Origin of the sequence: Candidatus Avelusimicrobium sp., from assembly GCF_051874775.1 — a bacterium.
Classification (GTDB): domain Bacteria; phylum Elusimicrobiota; class Elusimicrobia; order Elusimicrobiales; family Elusimicrobiaceae; genus Avelusimicrobium.
This window is the reverse complement of record NZ_JBJEGE010000007.1, coordinates 12064-27938: the sequence shown is the minus strand read 5'-3', so window position 1 is coordinate 27938 and position 15875 is coordinate 12064. Positions and strand designations below refer to the sequence as shown.

The window sequence follows — 15875 nt, the reverse complement described above, 5'->3', positions numbered from 1 at the left end:
TTTATTTTCCGGATTCGTGTTCGCGGGCGAGTTTTTCGATAAAATCGTACAAATCGTTTAACGTCACGATAGAGCGGATATCGTAGCCTTGGCGCAGCGTCATACCGAATTTCTGTTCCAGCACAACCACCATATCCACGGCGTCGAGGCTGTCTAGCCCCACGTCGTTTTGCAGGTGGGCTGTAGGAACAAGCTGCTCATCTGTCAGTTCAAATTCTTTTTTAAGGGCGTCGTTGGTCAGTTTAATAATTTCTTCTCTTGTAATCACAGGGGTCTCCTTAAAACTAAAGAGCAGTTGTTTCCGCCGATGGCGAAGCTGTTCTTTAAAATCAGGTTGAGCGGACGCTCTTCTTTTTGGGTAACGTACGCAAGTGGCGCGCACCGTTCGTCCGCCGTATGTAAATTTTGGGTGGGCAGCACCGTTTGGCGTTTAAGCATTTCTATGCAGGCGATGGTTTCTAAACTGCCGCTGGCACCCATTGCGTGACCGAGGTGTCCTTTCAAACTGCTGATGCTGAGGGCCGGCCCGAATATGGCTGCGGCTGCGTGCGTTTCGGCAATGTCGCCCACCACGGTGCCCGTGGCGTGCGCGTTTAACAAATCCACTTCTTCGGGTTTTATGTGGGCGTCCTCCAGCGTGGCCAGCATGCAGGCGCGCAGCGTTTCGGCCGACGGATAGGCCATGTTTTCCGTTTCCGTGTTGGACGCAAAACCCGCAATCTCGGCTAAAATAGTTGCCCCGCGCGCTTTGGCGTTTTCTTCCGCTTCAATAAATAAGAGGCCGCACCCTTCGGAGCAGACAAGCCCCGTGCGGTCCTTATCAAACGGGCGGCAGGCTTCATTCGGGTGTTTATTAAAATTGTGCGAGGTGGCCTGCATAATATCAAAACACGCGCTAAACATCGGGTGGTATTCTTCTGTCCCGCCGCAGAGCGCCTGCTTCACAAGCCCCGTTTTTACGGCTAAATAGGCTAGGCCGATGTTCATGAGTCCCGTGGCGCACGCGTCGGACGCGCCCACGCAGGGACCGTTAATTTTAAGCGCCTGGGAAACCGTCGCCAAAGGCGAGTGGTTCATAATTTGCAGAAAATCGGATGTTTTGACGAGTTCCAGGTGTCCTTCGTGGCAGTTTTTGCTGATTTCCAGCCATACGGAAATGCTGTTAAGCGTGGAACCCATAAAGAAACCCAGCCCCTGCGGGGCGGTTTCATATCCGGCGGATTTTAACGCTTCCTGCGCGGCGGCGTAGGCGTATTTGGCCATACGGCTCATGGAGCGGCGGTCCCGCCGCGGAATATACGAAAAATCCATTTCCGGCACGGTGGCCGCCACCTTGGTTTTTACCATGGATAAGGCTTCCAGCTCCGGCACGGTGTGCATGCAGCCGCGACCTTCAAATAATCCGTCCGTAAGCGCGGTTACTCCCGCACCGTAGGGGGAAACGGCTCCCGCTCCGGTAATGACGATTTTCGTATGCTTGGGCGTGTTCATAAATTTAATTATACTATTTTACGCGTGCGCTTCGCGCGGAGGCTACATACAAACGCCGCCGTTGACCTGAAAAGATTGTCCGGTAATGTAGCCGGCTTTGTCCGAGCATAAAAAAGACACCATATCCGCTACTTCCTGCGGGCGCCCCAAACGGCGTAAGGGAATGAGCGGCAGAATTTTGTCCATAGGCAAGCCGTCAAGCATTTCCGTTTCGATAAACCCTGGTGAAACAGCATTTACCAAAATGTTGCGTTTGGCAACTTCTAACGCCAAACTGCGTGTGGCTCCCACGATACCCGCTTTGGCCGCCGAATAATTGGTTTGCCCGGGAACGGGCGCGTGCGCGGCGGCAGAAGCGATGTTAATAATGCGCCCCTGTTTGGCGTGAATCATCGCCGCGAGTACCGTTTTGGTTACGTTGTGAAATCCGCCGAGTACGGTGGAAATCACTTTCGTCCATTCGTCGTCCTGCATCCAAATTAAAAGGTTGTCTTTGCGTACGCCCGCGTTGTTGACGAGCGCGTACGGCGTTTGGGTTTCCAAAAGCGGGTTTAACGCCGCGCGCACGGCGGCCACGTCGGCCACGTCAAACGGAAGAAGCGTACACGCCGCACCGAGGGCTTCGATTTCGGCCTTGGCTTTTTTGGCGGCCGCGTGGTTGGAGTGATAGTTCAGCCAAATATCAAAACCGTCTTTGGCAAGCTGTTTGGCGACGGCCAAGCCAATCCCGCGGCTGCCGCCCGTGACGAGCGCGATTTTGCGCGCAGAGGTGTCATTCATTTGTAAACTCTCTCTAAAAAAAATAAAATTTATAGGAATATGATAACTAAAAACAACGCAAAACACAACACTCCCTACCGCCGCCCGCGCAAAGAAGCGCGTACGATGGCGGATGTGGCATTTGAAGCGCAAAAAATTGCTTTTGCACCGATCAGCTTTCAAGCCGCTTTGGCCCTGCGCGATTTGGGAATTTTAGAATATTTGAATAATACTCCGTCAGATGATAAAACGCTTGCCAAAAAGCTAAAACTCTCCCTTTACGCCGTGCAGACGCTTTTAGAAAACGGCGTGGCGCTGGAGCTTGTGTCCCAAGATGAAAACAGTCTTTATTCTTTAACCAAAACGGGCTGGTTCTTGCTGTGCGACCCAATGACCCGCGCCAATATGGATTTTATAAACGACGTTTGCTATTTGGGAATGCACTCGCTCCAAGAGTCCTTAAAAAAGGGCAAACCCACGGGGTTAAAAGTGTTCGGCAAATGGAAAACGGTATATGAGGGATTATCCAAACTGCCCGCCAAAAACCGCAAAAGCTGGTTTGCGTTTGATCATTTCTATTCCGATATTGCGTTTGCGGAAATTCTGCCGCTTGTTTTTGAGTTGTCGCCCAAGCGCATAATGGACATCGGGGCCAATACGGGCAAGTGGGCCAAAAAATGTTTGGAGTACGATAAAAACGTCCAAATGACGCTGGTCGACTTGGCCGGCCAGTTAAACGTGGCCAAAAAGAACCTTAAAAAGTACGGCGCGCGGGCGGAGTTCTGCGCCGCCAACGTACTGGACGAAAAAACCGTGCTGCCCAAAGGGGCCGATGCTGTGCTGATGAGCCAGTTTTTGGACTGTTTTTCCGAAGAGCAAATCGTTTCTGTTTTAAAGAAAGTTAAGACCGCTTGCGGCAAAAATACGCGTATTTACATTTTGGAACCGCTGTGGGACAGACAGGAATATGAGGCCGCCTCGTTCTGTTTAAAGCATACATCGTTGTATTTTACCAACATTGCCAACGGTAACAGCAAAATGTACAGCGCGGCGCAAATGGAAGCTTGCATTAAAAAAGCAGGACTGAAGGTGGAAAAAATGTTTGACGGTGTAGGCCGTTTCTCGTATACCTTAATACGCTGTGTGAAATGAAATGAAATTGAGAGCTCCGCATCTGTCCAGAAAATGGATGATTTTTTCCGTTACTGCTAACGGAACGTTTATGTCTACGCTGTCGGCGGGAATTGTAAATATTGCGTTGCCCACGATGTCGGGTGAGTTTAGCGTGTCCTTGGAGCATATTCAGCTGGTGGTCAGCCTGTATCTTTTGGTGTTGACGTGCTTTTTGCCCGTTTTTGGAAAACTTTCCGACTTGTACAGCCGCAAATGGATGTATTTGGGCGGATTTATTGTGTTTGGCGTGGGAGCGTTATTGGGTGCGGTTTCGGGCAGCTTGGGTATGATGCTTTGTGCCCGCGCGGTGCAGGGGCTGGGTTCCTCGGCAATGATGGCGACTTCGCAGGCACTTGTCGCCCAAGTGTTTCACGGCGCGTCGCGCGGTAAGGCGTTTGGGGCAATCGGGGCCGTGGTAGCCAGCGGTACGCTCGCCGGTCCTGCCGTTGGCGGGGCGCTTATTCAAATGTGGGGGTGGACGTCCGTATTCTGGCTATCTATTCCCATCTGTATTTTGGGCGTTTGGCGCGGAATTTATTTAATCCCGCGGTTTAGACCTGTCAAACGAATGAAAATGGATTATCTCGGCGCGGTCTATTACACGATTACCAGTTTTGCTTTTCTGTATGCGCTAAATACGGCGTCGGCTAATGGGTGGACTTCTCCGAAAATTTTGGGCGGGTTTGCGTTTTCCGTGGTGTTTTTTGTGCTGTTTATGCGGAGGGAGAAAACGTCTAAAAATCCGTTTATAGGGCTTTCTATTTTTAGTATTCCGGCTATTTCCTACGGTTGCGCCGTAGCAGTGTTAGGGTTTACCTCCCTGTTTACCAATTCCGTTTTGCTTCCGTTTTATCTGACCGATATTATGGGAATGGACCCCATTAAAATCGGTATGCTTATTTTGCCGTTTCCGGTGACGCTCGCCATTGCGTCGGCCGTGTCCGGCGCGCTGTGCGCCAAGTGGCCCGCGCGGATTATTACGACAGCGGGATTTGTTTTTTTGTTGATTTCCTCGCTGATGTTTGCCTTCATCGGGGATTCGCCTAGCATTTCCTATATTATTTTGGCGCAGCTGATTATGGGGGCGGGCAGCGGTACGTTTCAGGTGCCTAATAACAATACAGTCATCAGCGCGGCTCCAAAAGAGAAACTAGGTGTAGTGGCCAGCGTCAACGCGCTTTCGCGTAACGTGGGAACGATTATGGGAATTGCCCTTTCCGTTGCCGTATTTTCTTTGCTGCAAGAACATTTTTTATCTTTGGGGCTTTCCGCGCACGAAGCATTTATCGGCGGATACAAATGGGCGCTTTTATTTGGGGCGTTTTGTGCGGCAGCGGGGGGAATTTTATCTGTTCAACGCGATTAAGTTGTATTCTGTTCGGTGATGAAAAGACCTAGAAATATTGTAGGTCTTTGTTTTGATGAAACTGGGACTTTTTTTAACTTGTATTTACGTACATTCTTCTCTATAATAAAAATATAATTATTTTCTTTTACTGGAGTATATAGGAGTATATATATGTATATGTGGATATCCCGCCTGATGGCTGTTGTATTTCTGTTGAATATACTTAGCCCCGCTTATGCGCAGGTGCCTGCGGCTCCGCGTCGTTCGGTTGGAACGGAGCATCCTGCTGTTACTGAAGCTCGGCAGCAGGCCGAGATCGCGCGAAAAGTTGTGGAGTCCTTTGAAGCGTCTCATCAACAATATTTAGAAAGTGTTGTGCCTGTTCAGGATGCTGCCCATAATGACTTTCTTAATTCTTCCACTTTTGCAGCGATGAGCGAGTCTTATAAAAGATTAGATAAACTCCGCAGCGAGGGTTCCCGGCGCTTGCGTGATTACCAATCCCAGATTAGAGATGCGGAGAACGACGCTCTTCACGCTTCAGGAAATGTTATGTTTGAGCATTATCGGCAAAACCCCCACGTAGCTCCGGACGCTATCAGCCAGACGCTGGGATATGACGCTCGTTTCGGTTCCAATCCCAAAGACTGGCTAGTGCGGGCTGATGAATATTCCAGTAAGTTTGCGGGATATGGATGTCCCTCGGCAGCTGATTTTTTGGAAAACTTAAAAAACAATCAATTTGAAGCGCCGGAAGAATTGTTGGAGTACATTGACCCGTTAGGTTTTAACTGCGCCAACTTTCTTGCCATAGCATACGCGGCCGAAACGCTGTATTATATGTTGGAAGAGTTTACCCGTCCGGATTCTATTTCGGAAGAAGAACGTGAAGAAATGACGGTTTTCTTTTCCCACGTGCGCTACCGTGCGGTTGCTTCATTAGAACATTTGAACGAATCGACGTTTAATGATGAAACGTTATATATGGCGCGCGGTACAGTGCGTATTTTGCTTGCGCAGTTGGAACACGCCGCTGCCGCCAATAAGCTTCAATTATTGGAAAAGCAGGTTTATGTGCTTACGCCTACTAGAAAACTGTGGCAGACTCAATATCCGAAGCCAACCAAGGATGGCTTCCAATGGATTGGGACTTCATACAAAGATTTTGTCAAAAATAATACGAGGGTAGTAGAAGAACTTTCGCCCAAGCTGGAAAGCGCGCGTGCTAAAGGCAATGTGACTATTCAGGCAGTAACTTATTCAGATTATCGGAAAAATACGGCTATTCAAGGCGTTTTTTCCGAAGAAGAATTCCCTTCTTTGCGCGAGGGAATCCCGGGTGATTTAGGCACGGAATTTTATAATGAGCTGAAGGAACTAAAAAGCAACGCCTCCGGAGAGGAATCAAAAGAATTTACCCTGCTTCAGTTAGTTGTCCAATATGCCGCCCAGTTTGCCGTATTGACGGGGGACGAAAAATTACTGAAAGATATACTTGCTTTGTTTGAGGACAAGCCGGGGAGCGATATGAAAACCACCTATTCCGAGGTGCTTGCCGCTCTTTTTAACAGTATATACGAAACGTTGCGTAATTTTAACGTAAGTGACCACTATGTCCCTGCGATAATGTTTTTACTTGATGCAGCAAAGGATACTCACGCCACGAATACACGCGTGCTTGCCTTAGCGGTGTTGGGCCGTCTTACGGAAAAGACGGATTCCATTGAGAATACGCCTATGAGGGCTGATTTTTCGGTTACGGAAGCGGGGGAAGTTGTTAATAAATACTGGTTGTCTTATGAAGACAGGTTTTATTTGGCTCAATCTGTAGCAACCTTGTATGAGCCGTTGCAAAATACGACTTCTGGTATGAAAGATTACGGCTTAAACTCGGACGAAATGCTTTCTTTATCGAATGAGTTAGCAGGTATTTATATGCAATTTTTGCCTATGGAAGCGCCTACGGTTACGTTAGGCCGTTGCGGCCGCATTGAAAAGGTTGATACGGAAAACCGTACAATAATTACCGTGGCGGCCTTACAACAGACAAAACAAGGAACAATTTTTGATGGGGATTGCCCATATCAGTATACCAACGGCGGTATATTTGTCTTTGGCGGCCGTACCGGTATAGTGGAAATGACGGCCCTTAATTACCGCAACAGCCGTAAATATACAGCAGAAATTACCAATATAGGTATGGAACTCTTTGGCGAGGCATTGATGTGGGTGTTTGGCGGTGCGTTGATTGGCGGTGCTTTCTGCGGGCTGCGTTTGTTGGCCGGCGTGGCAAAGAGCCTGCCTCGCGCCATTCGCTCCGGCAAATTGGTTTATAAGGCCACTGCGGGGACGCGCATCTATCGATTTACGGCGGGTGCCAAACGGGCACAGGCCAGTATGAAAGTGGGTGCTAAATATATGAGCAGTTTTAATTTTAACGCACATTTAGCCAAAAACGGAATGGCGTATACAACAGCTACTGAAGCAGCCTCCCCCGGTTTAGTGAAAACCTCCACCGCCGTCCAACATGGAGGAGATGCAGCCCGTATTTCGTCTCCCTCTACGCGTGTAACGATTACGGCGGCAGACGCTCCCAGCGGGCTTGCTTATCAAGGCACTTTTGGGGTAAGCCCCAATATCGGACGTTGGTCTCTTCCCGTTCAGCGTGCTCAGCTTTTGCGTTTTGCCCAACAACGCGGTTTACGTAACGAGTGGAGTGCTGCGGATAGATGGATGTTCCAAGAGAATATTATGTGGAGAAATGCCTTTAATAAACTGTGGGATCCGAAGAGTGCGCAATTGTCATATTATCCGGGGGCTATCATATCAGAACATCCGTGGGTGAATGCGGGATTGAGCGCTTACGGAAAAACATTGCGTTTCTTTGCTTGGTGGAAAGCAGGCGATATTTTTACCGGAATAGTATACAGAGACAAATTTAATAATTGGATGATGGAAAAGCAGGAGGCTGCCGTAGCCGCCGAAGCGGCGAAATATGGGGAATCTCTGTCAGAGAAGGCTCTCGCGGATGTGAGCGCACAAAATTCCGATGCGCCGGAATCACAGCCGGGGGATGTATTAACCCGCGTGGGCGGTACTTCTAAAGAATCTTTTAGTTGGATGGATGTACTTACCTTTCCCAGCTATGTGTGGCAGCGTATTGCTCCTACTGAAATGAATATGACGGACGGCTCTTTAATTTTACCGCCGTTTATGTTTGTGCGCTCGGGATTGGCAGAGGCGGGCGTAACTTCCAATCCTTTTATTAGCGATGCTGTTAAACAGCAAATGGCCATTAGTGCACACCGTATGGATTTATCTCGTGCTCAAATTGCCAAAGCCAATCATCTTTCATCTACTGCAACAGAAAATAATATCAATGATTTGGCGCAGGTGCGTGAATCCCTGAAAAAGAGTATAGCGGTCTTTAAAGCAGATTTTCCCGAGGTTAACTGGGCGGAGGATGAACAGGCGTTGATGACGGTGCTGGATGACTATGAACAGGCCTTACGCTCGGCTGAAAAAATTACCAATATCGGGGAGCGCACCAAACAGAAAGCCGCGGTTGTACAGCAATACGACCAGCAATTTCAGGCTAAGTATACACAGATAGAGTCTAAGTATATACAACTTTGCGATAGACAGTTTAACACTACTGTGGAAGAGCAAATTACTCTTTTCGAGCGGTCTCGATACAATGATTTACTCTCTTTTAAAGAGGTAGGGCTTGACCTTTCTCATCCGGAGATATATGAACGTTTAGATGGTATCTATCAGGAAGCGATTTCTGAACTGAAGAATCTGCATAATCCATCTGTTCCAAGTCAGGTAAGAGTGGATAAATTGAATAGATGTATACAAAAAATTGTCTCAGAAAGAGAGAAGATCTTGGACGAGGCCAATAACTTGTTATGGTCGGAGCAGGAGAGAGCGGAGTTGTACCCTGACGAAACACCACAAGTTTCTTCGCAGACGTATTAGTTTACATACAAAAAACCCCGTTCTTCGGAACGGGGTTTTTTGTATGTTGTTGCATTTAAGGAAAGATTAGTTGATTTCTTTAATTTCTACGTCAAATGTTAATTCTTTTCCGGCGAGTGGGTGGTTAAAATCAAGTACTATTTCTTTATCGGTAATTTCTTTCACTAGCGCGCGGAAAGTGTGTCCCGCGTTGCTGGCGCCCACCATATCGCCCACTTTTAAGTTTTCGGCACCGCCGACGGCTTCTTTTGGTACGCGGCGGATAGCTTCTTCCAACACTTTGCCATAGCCTTTTTCCGGTGCGACTTTGACGGTTTTTTTGTCACCCACTTTCATTCCAAGCAGTTCTTCTTCCAGTCCGGGGATAATGTGTCCTGCGCCGTGCGTGTATTCCAGCGGGCCGCGTCCGGAGGAGGTATCGGCTACTTTGCCGTCAACCGTCAGCGTATAATCAAATTTAACTTTGGAACCTTCTTTAATCATTTTTTTCTCCTTTATATGCCCGCTTGTGTTGGGCGAGTATGTTATATTGTAACAGTTTTCGTCCGCCGTGTATAGAATGACAACCGTATTGCGGGCATAGCTTCCAAGCAGACTACTTTTTTATATTGTCTACGCTGGGATCGAAATCGAAATAATCATAAGGTTTAAATTCAAACATTTGGGCAATCAAATTTAGCGGGATGATAGATGTTATGGTATTAAAATCACGCGCGGCACTATTGTATTTCTTTTTGGATCGCTGCACTTTGCTTTCCGCTTGAATGATATTTTCCCGCAATTTTGAAAAATGTTCGTTTTGTTCCATTTCAGGGTGGTGCATAGCGGCGGTAAACACTTTTTTAAATTTTTTGGTGATTTCGTTTTCGCATTTTACGCGCTCCTGCAACGAAACTGCTTGGCGGCAGGCATCTTTTAAAGCGGAAAGTTCGTAAATAAACGTTCGGTCTAACTCTTCAAATGCGGCGGCCGAAAGCGCCAAGCTGGGAATTAATTCCGCGCGGTTTTTCATATTAAAATCCAATTTCTGCCACGCAGCGGATGCTGCCTTGTTTAAGGAAACAAATTTAAGGTAAGCCAACATCAAAAGAATGACCAGCGTACACATCGCTCCGAAGATAAACCAAATAAGCATTTTTTCCTCCCCGCTGTTGACTAACGGCTGGATTATAATTAGAATAAAAGTAGCGGTGTCACTACTGTAAAGTATAAGAATTAAGCGCTGGGAAATCAAGCACCGCTTCCGGCCCGCAAAAGCCGGAGAGCCGTATAAAAATTAACTTGGAGGACTTATGGTACTGACGATTACGTCGTTTGTCGCTTTTACGGCGCTGGTTTTGGGCTTGTCGTATTACCTAACCAGAAAAAAGGACGCATCGTCTTCGGAAGGCTATTTTTTGGCCGGAAGAGGACTGACCGGATGGGTGATTGCGGCTTCGCTGCTTTTAACAAACCTGTCTACCGAACAGATGGTGGGCCTAAACGGCCAAGGATATATGTTTAATATGTCCGGTATGGGCTACGAAGTGGGAGCGTCTTTGGCTCTTATTATCGTAGCTTTTTTCTTTTTACCCCGCTATTTAAAAAAAGGTTACGCTACTATTCCAGATTTTGTGGGAGAACGCTACGATTCCGCCACGAAACAGTTTGTAAACTTTTTGTTTTTGGCCGGTTACGTGCTGATTTTACTGCCCACGGTGCTTTATTCCGGCGCAATTGGTATGGGCGGCATTTTCGATATTATGGGAACCTTCAACCTCTCTCCGATGATGGCGATTATTGTAGTGGTGGTGGCCATCGGCATTTTGGGCTGTTTGTATACGGTTTTCGGCGGCCTTCGCATTATGGCGATTGCTGATACGCTTAACGGTATCGGGTTGATTATCGGCGGGCTGATGGTGCCGCTTTTTGCGCTTGCGTATGTGGGCGGCGGCGATATTTTAGGGGGTTTAAACGAAGTGATTCAATCCCACCCCGAAAAATTTAATGCCATCGGCGGGCCGGCGGATCCCGTTCCGTTCGCCACCATGTTTACGGGGATGTTCCTCGTCAACTTGTTCTACTGGGGCTGCAACCAGACGATTATCCAGCGCGCGTTGGCGGCCAAAAATTTAAAAGAAGGCCAAAAAGGCCTGTTGTTTGCGGCTATTTTTAAATTGTTCGGCCCGCTTTATTTGATTATCCCCGGGATTGTGGCATTCCATATTTTCCGCGAAACGCCGCTGGCCGTAGGGGATATGGCCTACCCGATGTTGGTTAATAAGGTGCTGCCCTTCTACTTAATCGGCTTTTTTGCCGCGGTGTTGTTTGGGGCGATTTTAAGCTCGTTTAACGCGGCTTTGAACTCCACCTCTACGCTGTTTATGTTAAACGTCTACAAACCGCTTATTAAACCGACGGCTACGGATCACGAACTGGTAACCAAAGGCAAGTACGTGGGTATTTTGCTGGCGGTATTCTCGATGTGCGTGGCGCCGCTGATTGCGATGGCTCCGTCGGGCCTTTTTAACTACTTGCAGATGGTAAACGGTTTCTACAATGTGCCGATTTTTACGCTGATTATTTTCGGTATGCTTAATAAAACCGCGCCCGCGTGGTCGGCCAAAGTAACGCTTATCTTCTTTATGGTCGGTTACGGGCTGACGCAGCTAGGCGTTATCAAAACCAACTTGCATTTCCTGCATATTTTGGCTATTTTGTTTGCGGTGTCGGTGGTATTTATGTACATTACGGGCAAACTGTGGCCGGCGCAAAACAAATATGACGACGGGAAAAATTTAAATGTAGTGGACGTAACGCCGTGGAACCTGCGCGTAGCGGTAAGTATCGCTATTGTGCTGTGCGTATTTGGCGTATATGTGTTATTCTCTTCGTTAGGCATTGCCGCGTAAGTGTATTTTATTTAAAACGGGCGGACGGAATTGTTTTTCCGTCCGCCTTTTTTGCGGTTCGGGCGCGTTAAAGGGGCCTTGACCCGTTTTTTTTTTTTGATACGATAAGGATATTCCGTAGGGTTTCTAAACGGGATATCCCGATTGCGGTTTATTCCGTCAAAATTGGTAGATGCTGCGCAGAAACCCAACAAGATGATTTTTTAATAGGAAAAATGAATATGAAAGGTTTTACGCTAATTGAATTGTTGGTGGTTGTGTTAATCATCGGTATCTTAGCCGCCGTGGCGGTACCGCAGTACCAGTTGGCAGTGGATAAAAGCCGCTTGATGCCTTATCTGCAAACGGCGCATTCTATCTGCCGTGCAGAAGAAGTTTATTATCTTGCCAATGGTTCCTATACTTCCGATTTAGGCTCGCTGGATATTGACCATCGTACCGGGTGCACTTCCGTTAACAGTTTGAATAATGAATGGCAATGTCCAAACGGATTTTTTATCGATTTGGTTTCCGGGGCTGGGCAGCCGTACGGGGCGGTGCGAGTGGCTTTGTGCCCGGAAAATAATACGGGCTCCACCGCATGTTACCATAATACAGAAGTAGCCGTGACGTTACGTTTTGAGCACAGCACGATTACTCCCTCTCAGGTGCCGTGTGGCTGTTTCGGCTCAACTGCACGCGGAAAACGTCTTTGTAAAGCATTGAATCCGGAGTTGCTGAAATAATCCAAAACCCCGCGCCTAAATATAAGACGCGGGGTAAATTTTTGCGTTTTTGCCGCCAGAAACTGCAGAGTCGGCGTTGGGTTACGGATGAATTTTGTCCATCATGCGCGGGAACGGAATCGTTTCGCGCACGTGTTGGAGTCCGCAAATCCAGCGCACCATACGTTCAATGCCCATCCCAAAGCCGGAGTGGGGAACGCTGCCGTAGCGGCGCAAGTCCAGGTACCAGCCGTAACCTTCGGGGTCGAGGCCTTGTTCTTTAATGCGGGCCAAAAGCGCATCGTAATCGGCTTCTCTTTCACTGCCGCCGATAATTTCGCCTGCGCCTTCGGGGCCGATAACGTCCACAGCCAACACCACTTTGGGGTTTTTCGGGTCGCGTTTCATATAGAAGGCTTTGATGGCGGCGGGGTAGCGGTGAATCATAATCGGCGTATCGTAATCTTCGCCCAGTAAGGTTTCTTCGTCGCCGCCGATATCTCCGCCCCATTCGGTATTGTTTCCTTTTTTGTGCAGAATTTCAATCGCGTCCGTGTAATCAATGCGCGGAAATTTCTTTTCTACGGTGGCTTGGAGTTTGCTGGTGTCGCGCTCCAAGGTTTTTAAATCGTCCGCGCGGTTTTTTAACACTTGTCCGACGATGTATTTGATAAAATCTTCCGCCAAATCCATATTATCGTCCAAATCGTTATACGCCACTTCAGGCTCCACCATCCAGAATTCGGTCAAATGGCGGCGTGTTTTGCTTTTTTCGGCACGGAACGTGGGGCCGAAGCAGAACGTTTTGCCAAGCGCCATAGCCGAGGCTTCCCCATAGAGCTGTCCGCTTTGCGAGAGGAATGCTTTTTCGCCGAAGTAGTCGGTTTCAAACAATGTGCTGGTGCCTTCGCAGGCGGCGGGGGTTAAAATTGGCGAGTCGGAAAGGACAAAGCCGTTTTTATGAAAGTATTCGCGAATGGCGAAGATAATTTCATCTCGGATTCTTAAAATAGCCGTCTGTTTGGCCGAGCGCAGCCACAAATGGCGGTGCTGCATCAAAAATTCCGGCCCGTGCTCTTTGGGAGAAATGGGATAATCCTTCGCCAGCTGCACGACTTCCAAGTTGGTAACGCCAAGCTCAAAGCCCAAGGGGGAGCGTTTGTCCTCCCGCACGGTGCCGGTAACAATAATGGAAGATTCCTGCGTTACTTTATCGGCCAGTTCAAACAGTTCGGGGGAAACGTCTCCTTTAAACATTACGCATTGGATGATACCGCTGCCGTCGCGCAGCTGTAAAAAGTGGAGTTTGCCGCTGGAGCGTTTGTTATACAGCCAGCCTTTTAACGTAATTTCTTGGCCCAAGTATTGGCCCACGTCTTTAACGCGAATTTTGCTAGACATATATTCCTCTTAACGATAAGAAATAGGGTACTTATTTATTTTATCTTTTTACGGGGGAAAAGGGAAATTTTACCCTTTTCGTTTTTGTAAAATCAAACAGAAGGGGAGAAATACGACGGACGATATCCGTATGGTGTATGCCCATTAACGACGGAAAAATAAAAAATATTTTTCTTTTTGTTTTTTATTATGCTATAATAAATATGTCTGAAGTAAGCCCAGCAATAAAAAAATACCGATTTTTCGGGCGTGTAGCTCAGCTGGGAGAGCGCCTCGTTCGCAACGAGGAGGTCGTCGGTTCGATCCCGATCACGTCCAAAATTTTAAAACCTCACGTCAGTGGGGTTTTTAAATTTTATACCGTGTTGCGAGCGAGGCGCGTTTCGCTTCCGAAGTAAAGTAAGGAGGAGGTCAGCTCTGCCGTCCGCAGGACTCCCGATCACGTCCACCATTTAAAACCCTGCGAAAGCGGGGTTTTTAAATTTTATACCGTGTTGCGAGCGAGGCGCGCTTCGCAGGGGGCGGCGGGGGCGCATTAAGGGGGTGACTTTTTTTGATACGTTAGGGGTATTCCATAGGGTTTCTGTACGAGAGCTCCCGATTGCGGTTTATTTCCTTCAAAACGGTAGAATCTGAACGGAAACAACTTGGGGTAACTTTATTTGATAGGAGAAATCAAAATGAAAGGTTGTATATTTAGCCGTCATTCTGAACTTGTTTCAGAATCTAGTAAAAAAGGTTTTACGCTAATTGAATTATTAGTCGTTGTTTTAATCATTGGTATTTTGGCAAGTGTTGCGCTTCCGCAGTACCAAAAAGCGGTGCTCAAACGCCGCGCGCCGCCAACGCTTTCAGCATCGCTCTTTTTGCTATTTTTTGGCACGCAGTTGGCGGACGATTTCGTCCACCGTCCGCGTCAGTTTTTCATATTCGCCCGTGCCGTTGATATCCACAAACGGAAAGCAGGCGATGCGGACGGAGTTTTGCGCCACCGAGGAATACTTTTTGATTCCGTCGGCCAAATTGGGCAGGCCGGTACTGTGCAGGGCGGCGGAAATGTCGGAATCTTTTACGGCGGGATCGGTAATTTCCAGGGTTAAACTGGTAAACGAACGCAATTTTTCGTCTTTGATGAGCGGGGCCAAATAGTCCGTTTGGGCGGCCCAGTCCAACAGATATTGGGCGTGTTGTTTGCATAACGCTTCCATTGCCGGCAGACCGCCGCAGGAGAGCATCCATTTGCACGCCTCGTTAAACATCCAGATATTGGTGGTATTTGGCGTGTTTGACGTTTGGTATTTGTTTTTTGCAAAGCGTACGGCTGTTTTTAAGTCAAGCGAATACGGCACGGCGCGGTAATTTTTTGTTTCTTCCAATCGTTTGACGGCGGCCGGACTGAGAATCAGTACGCTGGAACCTCCTCCCGTGCCGAAGCATTTTTGCATTCCAAAAAGCATTACGTCAAATTTTCCGGCGGGAAGCACGCGCCCTCCGGCGCAAGAGGTACAATCCCAAGCGATAAGCGTATCCCGCCCGCGCAAACTCCACGCTTCTTCCAAATAATCGTTTGGCATTTGTACGCCTGTGGAGGTTTCGTTGGGCGTCAGTACGACTAGGCTTGCTTGGTAATCCGGTTTTTGGCGGGGGAAAAATTCTCCCGCTTCGGTTTCGCGGACAGAAAGCCGCAGCGTATTTTCCAGTCGGGCGGCCATTTCGTGCGTCCACCGTTTGCTGAAAGCCCCGAAAGCGAGGCCGGATAAAGAATCTTTGGTCAAATTCCAAAGCACCGCATCCATTGCGGGGGTGGCTCCGCCTAAAAAGAAAAGAACAGTATAATCCGGAGGAACAGAAAGCAGCGCGCGCGCGTTTTCCGCCGCTTCTTTATACAAGCCTTCGGCGGAAATGTCCGCCGCGCGGTGGCTGCGTTCAAAAAGGGTTTGGTCAAGCGGGGTATGGCGTAAGGACGGGTGGCCTTGCGCAGGGCCGCAGGCGAAAGTGGAAGAAGGAAGAATGTCCGGATTTAAGAGGATTTTCATCTTTTTATTGTAGCAAAAAATTGATTTTGATCGTTCTCCCCTTGTTTTTAGGGATTTAATGGATTATAATAAAATATACTATTTTATTTTG

Annotated in this window: 12 protein-coding genes, 1 tRNA gene and 1 pseudogene; 7 read left to right on the top strand and 7 right to left on the bottom strand. The window is 48.1% G+C overall.

Going from position 1 to position 15875, the window contains the following annotated elements:
• Window position 1: 1 nt before the first annotated feature.
• From ACI351_RS00820 to fabG, 3 genes are read right to left on the bottom strand one after another with little or no spacing between them, the layout of a single operon-like run.
• Entirely contained in the window at window positions 2-268 is a 267-nt protein-coding gene (locus ACI351_RS00820) for a phosphopantetheine-binding protein (protein WP_439733360.1), read from the bottom strand.
• A complete protein-coding gene (locus ACI351_RS00815) occupies window positions 265-1491 on the bottom strand; it encodes a beta-ketoacyl-[acyl-carrier-protein] synthase family protein (protein ID WP_439733359.1) in 1227 nt (408 codons plus the stop codon). Before ACI351_RS00815 ends, ACI351_RS00820 begins: the two co-directional genes overlap by 4 nt.
• A gap of 42 nt (window positions 1492-1533) precedes the next feature.
• Complete coding sequence (gene fabG / locus ACI351_RS00810; protein ID WP_439733358.1) at window positions 1534-2271, bottom strand: 3-oxoacyl-ACP reductase FabG; 738 nt, start codon at window positions 2269-2271, stop codon at window positions 1534-1536.
• Between the two features lie 39 nt (window positions 2272-2310).
• Here fabG and ACI351_RS00805 point away from each other — a divergent pair, with 39 nt between their 5' ends.
• The 3 genes from ACI351_RS00805 (at window position 2311) to ACI351_RS00795 (ending at window position 8752) form a co-directional block, all read left to right on the top strand.
• Window positions 2311-3402, top strand: coding sequence for a class I SAM-dependent methyltransferase (locus tag ACI351_RS00805; RefSeq protein ID WP_439733357.1), 1092 nt, complete (start codon window positions 2311-2313; stop codon window positions 3400-3402).
• A gap of 1 nt (window position 3403) precedes the next feature.
• Window positions 3404-4789: an MFS transporter gene (locus ACI351_RS00800; protein WP_439733356.1), complete on the top strand. Its 1386-nt coding sequence runs from the start codon at window positions 3404-3406 to the stop codon at window positions 4787-4789.
• A 153-nt stretch (window positions 4790-4942) separates the two neighbouring features.
• A complete protein-coding gene (locus tag ACI351_RS00795) occupies window positions 4943-8752 on the top strand; it encodes a hypothetical protein (protein ID WP_439733355.1) in 3810 nt (1269 codons plus the stop codon).
• 66 nt (window positions 8753-8818) lie between these two features.
• Here the strand turns inward: ACI351_RS00795 and ACI351_RS00790 are convergent, their stop codons facing one another.
• Together ACI351_RS00790 and ACI351_RS00785 are read right to left on the bottom strand one after the other, a co-directional pair.
• Window positions 8819-9235, bottom strand: coding sequence for an FKBP-type peptidyl-prolyl cis-trans isomerase (locus ACI351_RS00790; RefSeq protein WP_439733354.1), 417 nt, complete (start codon window positions 9233-9235; stop codon window positions 8819-8821).
• A 112-nt stretch (window positions 9236-9347) separates the two neighbouring features.
• Window positions 9348-9887, bottom strand: a complete 540-nt coding sequence (locus tag ACI351_RS00785; protein WP_439733353.1) for a LemA family protein — start codon at window positions 9885-9887, stop codon at window positions 9348-9350.
• A gap of 157 nt (window positions 9888-10044) precedes the next feature.
• Here ACI351_RS00785 and ACI351_RS00780 point away from each other — a divergent pair, with 157 nt between their 5' ends.
• Both ACI351_RS00780 and ACI351_RS00775 read left to right on the top strand, forming a co-directional pair.
• A complete protein-coding gene (locus ACI351_RS00780; protein WP_439733352.1) occupies window positions 10045-11643 on the top strand; it encodes a solute:sodium symporter family transporter in 1599 nt (532 codons plus the stop codon).
• A 221-nt stretch (window positions 11644-11864) separates the two neighbouring features.
• Complete coding sequence (locus ACI351_RS00775) at window positions 11865-12368, top strand: type IV pilin protein (RefSeq protein ID WP_439733351.1); 504 nt, start codon at window positions 11865-11867, stop codon at window positions 12366-12368.
• A gap of 81 nt (window positions 12369-12449) precedes the next feature.
• Here ACI351_RS00775 and asnS read toward each other — a convergent pair whose 3' ends face one another.
• Complete coding sequence (asnS, locus tag ACI351_RS00770; RefSeq protein WP_439733350.1) at window positions 12450-13748, bottom strand: asparagine--tRNA ligase; 1299 nt, start codon at window positions 13746-13748, stop codon at window positions 12450-12452.
• A gap of 245 nt (window positions 13749-13993) precedes the next feature.
• On the opposite strand from asnS, the gene ACI351_RS00765 reads away from it, so the two are divergent.
• Both ACI351_RS00765 and ACI351_RS00760 read left to right on the top strand, forming a co-directional pair.
• Window positions 13994-14066, top strand: a tRNA-Ala gene (locus ACI351_RS00765).
• Window positions 14067-14428: 362 nt separating this feature from the next.
• A pseudogene (locus ACI351_RS00760) lies at window positions 14429-14518 on the top strand (type II secretion system protein); the annotation flags it as partial.
• 99 nt (window positions 14519-14617) lie between these two features.
• Here ACI351_RS00760 and ACI351_RS00755 read toward each other — a convergent pair.
• Window positions 14618-15784 (bottom strand): aminotransferase class V-fold PLP-dependent enzyme, encoded by a 1167-nt coding sequence (locus ACI351_RS00755; RefSeq protein ID WP_439733349.1) that lies wholly within the window; start codon window positions 15782-15784, stop codon window positions 14618-14620.
• Between the last annotated feature and the right edge of the window lie 91 nt (window positions 15785-15875).